This is a genomic window from Marinobacter sp. (assembly GCF_052094685.1).
Classification (GTDB): Bacteria; Pseudomonadota; Gammaproteobacteria; order Pseudomonadales; family Oleiphilaceae; genus Marinobacter.
The window spans coordinates 1-4441 of record NZ_JBQDKB010000159.1 but is presented as its reverse complement, the minus strand read 5'-3'; the positions used below and the strand labels follow the sequence as shown (position 1 = coordinate 4441).

Annotated in this window: 3 protein-coding genes; 1 reads left to right on the top strand and 2 read right to left on the bottom strand. The window is 55.0% G+C overall.

The features are described from left to right. The first annotated feature begins 224 nt into the window (after positions 1 to 224). Complete coding sequence (locus ACTH3S_RS17940) at positions 225 to 1190, top strand: integron integrase (RefSeq protein WP_441810375.1); 966 nt, start codon at positions 225 to 227, stop codon at positions 1188 to 1190. 24 nt (positions 1191 to 1214) lie between these two features. On the opposite strand, the gene ACTH3S_RS17935 is transcribed toward ACTH3S_RS17940, so the two are convergent. After that, the gene (locus tag ACTH3S_RS17935; RefSeq protein WP_441810374.1) at positions 1215 to 2273 is read right to left on the bottom strand and encodes a ribonucleotide-diphosphate reductase subunit beta; all 1059 of its coding nucleotides are present in this window, start codon (positions 2271 to 2273) and stop codon (positions 1215 to 1217) included. Between the two features lie 30 nt (positions 2274 to 2303). After that, a partial coding sequence (locus tag ACTH3S_RS17930; RefSeq protein WP_441810373.1) for a ribonucleoside-diphosphate reductase subunit alpha occupies positions 2304 to 4441 on the bottom strand: 2138 nt, incomplete at its 5' end.

Below are 4441 nucleotides of genomic sequence, written 5' to 3'. Positions count from 1 at the left end.
CTAACAGCAACTACACCGCATTCCGCGATATTGGCAAAAAGTGCGTTCTCGATAATGCCACTTTTTCATATTCGCTCCACGGCCTAAGTGTCAATTTTAACAACAGGTTAGCCCAATTCTATCTGAACCTCCACGTAATCGCTTGACTTCTTGTTTTCGTGAAAACGATAATACTGTATAAAAAACCAGTATCAAAGATTACTAAACCAAAGGGGTACGCCAATATGGAAGGCACTCAGCCTCAACCGCGCCTTCGCGATCAGGTTCGCGCGGTCATTCGGGTTAATCGCTACAGCATCCGTACGGAGAAATCCTATTGGTACTGGATTCGCTTTTTCATCCGTTTTCACCAAATGAAGCATCCCAGGGATATGGGGCCAAGGGAGGTAAATGAATTCCTTACGTGGTTGGCGGTTAAACGTAACGTGGCAGCCGCTACCCAAGCCCAGGCTTTAAACGCTTTGGTGTTTCTTTACACCAAGGTTCTCGATATACCTCTCGGGGAGATCGGTTCCGTTATTCGCTCCAAAAAGCCAAAGCGTTTGCCGGTTGTGCTCACTCATGGCGAGGCTATGAGTATTATCGAAAAACTCAGCGGACCCTATCGGCTTTTGGCTTCACTCATGTACGGTTCCGGCTTACGGGTAACCGAAGCATGCCGTTTGCGGGTGAAGGATATTGATTTCAGTAGCCAGGTCATCATTGTTCGAGACGGTAAAGGCGCAAAGGACAGAACAACCCTCATGCCAAGTACGTTGATTTCAGAACTGGAAATGCAGATTACCTCTATTCAAAAAGCCTGGAAGGAAAAAGATGTTTCCCTCCAAACACCGGTAAGCCTTCCATTCGCACTTTCTCGCAAATACCCTGGGGCTGACATGTCCTTGGATTGGCAATGGTTGTTTACCTCACACAGCCTGACTAAAAACGATTTCGGAAATGTGGTTCGTCACCATATCCACACCAGTTCGGTTCAGAAAGCGGTGAAAACCGCGGTTTCGGCAACCGGCATCGGCAAGCCCGCAGGCTGTCACACTTTCCGCCATACCTTTGCCACCGAACTACTAAAGCGCGGCAACGACATCCGCACAGTGCAGGATTTACTCGGCCATGCAGACTTACGAACCACCCAAATCTACACCCATGTTCTAGGGCAAGGTTTTGCGGGAGTTCGCAGCCCGCTGGGCTGAGTCGGGCGGGGAGTTAGTAAGTGCTTACCACTCCAACTGCGCCCCGGTCTGGTACTCAATCACCCGCGTCTCAAAAAAGTTCTTCTCCTTGCGCATAGTGGCCTGTTCTTCCAACCAGGGCGACACGTTTTTGGCCCCAGGGAACGGTTCTTCCAGGCCCACGGCGCGGGCGCGGCGGTTGGCTACGAAGCGGAACTGTTCAATGTGGTATTCGGCTGAGTAGCCCAGGATTGGGTCGCGCAGGATATAGTTGGCGTAGTCGCTCTCGGCGGCTTCGGATTCGTCCCACATGTCGCGCACGGCCTTGGGGTCGAAGCTGATGTTTTCTTCTTCCAGGATCTGGTTAACCACTTTCAGGCCAAAGGAGAAGTGCATGGACTCATCACGCAGGATGTATTGAAACTGTTCGCCGGTGCCGCGCATCAGGCCTCGACGCTGCAAGGCGAAGATGGGGCTGAAGCCGTTGTAGAACCAGCAGCCTTCAAACACGCCAGCGAAGAACAGGTAAGACATGATGAATTCCTGCAGGTCGTCTTTGTTGCGCAGGTTCATGTCGGAGCGCATGGCCGCATCCAGGCGGCGGTTGGCCATTTGGATTTTGGCGTTAATTTGTGGCACTACGCGGTAGCGGTTGTAGATCTCGCCCTGGTCCAGGTTAAGGGTTTCAATACAGTGCTGGTAGGCCCAGGTGTGCATGGCTTCTTCGTACACCTGGCGCGCTTGGTAAATCTGCAGTTCGGGCGCGGTCATTTTTTCCATCACCGCCAGGCCGATGTTGCGCATGGCCATAATGTCGGAGGTGGTGAGATAGGCCAATACGTTTTCAAAGACATGTTTTTCCGCCGGGTTCAGGCGGTGGTGGTAGTCGTGAACGTCTTGCGACATGTTCACATCCAGCGGCGTCCAGTGGTTTTTGTTGGCGTTCATGAAGTATTCCCAAGCCCAGGGGTACTTGAACGGGGCCAACTGGTTTACGTCGGTTTCGCCGTTGATCACGCGTTTGTCTTCAACGTTTACCGGGGCCACGCCGCTGTCTGCGGCGGGCTTGCTCTGAGGTTTGGTGTCGTCGTCCCAATTAAGCATGGTTGTGCCTCTTAGAGTATAAGTAAGTGGTTACTGACAAGCTTCACAATCAGGTTCGTCGATGCTGCACACCTGTGGCTGGGGTGCGGCTACCGGGGCGGCGCTTTCGTTTACGCCGGTGGCACCCAGCGAACGCAGGTAGTAGGTGGTTTTCAGACCACGCTCCCAGGCCAGTTGGTAAAGCTCGTCCAGTTTTTTACCGCTGGGCTCAGCCATATACAGGTTCAAACTCTGGGCCTGGTCCAGCCACTTCTGGCGGCGGGAGGCGGCTTCCACTAACCAGCGGGCGTCTATTTCAAACGCGGTGGCGTAGCGGGATTTCAGTTCGGTGGGTATGCGTTCGATTTGCTGCACGCTGCCATCGTAGTATTTCAGGTCGTTCACCATCACGTTGTCCCACAGGCCCTCGGCCTTGAGGTCACGCACCAGCGAGGGGTTCACCACGGTGAATTCGCCAGACAGGTTCGATTTCACAAACAGGTTTTGATACGCCGGTTCGATGGATTGCGACACACCCACTATGTTGGAAATGGTGGCCGTAGGCGCAATGGCCATTACGTTGCTGTTGCGCATGCCGTGTTTGGCGATGAGCTCACGCACCGGCGCCCAATCCAGACGGCTTTCGGTGTTTACGCTCAGGTCGCCTTCAAGGCGGGCTTCTTTCAGCAGCTCGATGGAGTCGATGGGCAATATGCCCTGGCTCCACAGTGAGCCTTCGTAGCTTTCATAAGCGCCCCGCTCTGCCGCCAGCTCTGCCGAGGCACGGATGGCGAAGTAGCTCAGCTGTTCCATAGCTACGTCGGCAAATTCAACCGCTTGTGGGCTGGTGTACGGCAGGCGCAATGCGTAGAGCGCGTCTTGGAAGCCCATCAGGCCCATGCCAACCGGGCGGTGCTTCAGGTTGGAGTTGCGCGCTTGGGGCACGGCGTAGAAGTTGATGTCGATAACGTTATCGAGCATGCGCACGGCGGTGTTTACGGTGCGCTCCAGGCGCTGCACATCCAGTTCACCGTCGGCAATGTGGGCCGCGATGTTTACCGAGCCCAGGTTACACACGGCGATTTCATCGGCGCTGGTGTTCAGGGTGATTTCGGTGCACAGGTTAGAGCTGTGTACCACGCCTTTGTGCTGCTGGGGCGAGCGCAGGTTGCAGGGGTCTTTGAAGGTGATCCACGGATGGCCGGTTTCAAACAGTACGGTTAGCATTTTGCGCCACAGTTGTTTGGCCGGGATCGTTTTGAACAGCTCGATTTTGCCTTCTGCGGCCAGGGCTTCGTAGTGTTCGTAGCGCTCGCGGAATGCATTGCCGTACAGGTCGTGCAGGTCTGGTGCGTCGCTGGGGGTGAATAGGGTCCAGTCGCGATCCTGGCGCATGCGCTCGATTAGCAAGTCCGGCACCCAATTGGCGGTGTTCATGTCGTGGGTGCGGCGGCGTTCGTCACCGGTGTTTTTGCGTAGCTCCAGGAATTCTTCGATATCAAGGTGCCAGCTTTCCAGGTAGGCACACACGGCGCCTTTGCGCTTGCCGCCTTGGTTAACGGCTACAGCTGTGTCGTTCACTACCTTCAGGAAGGGCACTACGCCCTGGCTTTGGCCGTTGGTGCCTTTGATGCGGGAGCCCAGCGCGCGCACCGGTGTCCAGTCGTTACCCAAGCCGCCAGCCCATTTAGACAGCATGGCGTTGTCACGGATAGCGCCGTAGATGTCTTCCAAATCATCGCCCACGGTGGTCAGGTAGCAGGAAGACAACTGGGAGTGGCGGGTGCCGCTGTTAAACAGTGTGGGTGTGGAGGCCATGTAGTCGAAGGACGACAGCAGGTTATAAAACTCAATGGCGCGGCCATTGGGGTCGTCCTCACGCAGGGCTAAGCCCATGGCAACGCGCATGAAAAACACCTGTGGCAGTTCCAGGCGGTCTTCTTTCCAGTGCAGGAAGTAGCGGTCGTACAGGGTTTGCAGGCCAAGGAAGCCAAATTGCTGATCTCGCTCAGGCTTCAGTTCTGCGCCCAGGCGTTCCATATCAAAACCGGCCATGGCTTCATCAAGCAGTTCGTAGCGAATACCGGCACTGATAAAAGTGCTCAGGGCCTGTGGATAAACTTCTGCCAGAGTCAGGTTAGTGTCCAGCTTCAGCGCAGTAACGCTTTCAAGGCGAAGCTGTTCCAGCA

Excerpts from the sequence above, each read along its gene's own strand:
- ACTH3S_RS17940 (WP_441810375.1), top strand. The coding sequence starts at position 225 with ATGGAAGGCACTCAGCCTCAACCGCGCCTTCGCGATCAGGTTCGCGCG.
- ACTH3S_RS17935 (WP_441810374.1), bottom strand. The coding sequence starts at position 2,273 with ATGCTTAATTGGGACGACGACACCAAACCTCAGAGCAAGCCCGCCGCA.